Genomic DNA, 253 nt, shown 5'->3' with positions numbered 1-253 from the left:
TGCCGAGTTGAAACGGCGAGTTGCGGCAGGCGACCAGAAAACCTTGGTGGCCCGTGACTTCGGCATCAGCCGCGAAACCTTGTACCAGTACCTGCGGGAAGACTGACCATGCCACGCCGCTCAATCCGGCACTGTTGCAAATAGTCGGTGGTGATAAACTTATCATCCCCTTTTGCTGATGGAGCTGCACATGAACCCATTCAAAGGCCGGCATTTTCAGCGTGACATCATTCTGTGGGCCGTACGCTGGTAC

Annotated in this window: 1 protein-coding gene; it reads left to right on the top strand. The window is 55.3% G+C overall.

The window, feature by feature from the left end; translation table 11 throughout:
- Positions 1-106 (top strand): helix-turn-helix domain-containing protein (locus OOJ59_RS28070; protein ID WP_143116748.1); only part of this gene is annotated, 106 nt, incomplete at its 5' end.
- Between the last annotated feature and the right edge of the window lie 147 nt (positions 107-253).

It is taken from the genome of Citrobacter sp. W9 (genome assembly GCF_026719375.1).
Lineage (GTDB): Bacteria > Pseudomonadota > Gammaproteobacteria > Enterobacterales > Enterobacteriaceae > Citrobacter > Citrobacter werkmanii.
Note: the sequence above shows the minus strand (reverse complement) of the source record. Positions and strands in the feature narration are given on the sequence as shown.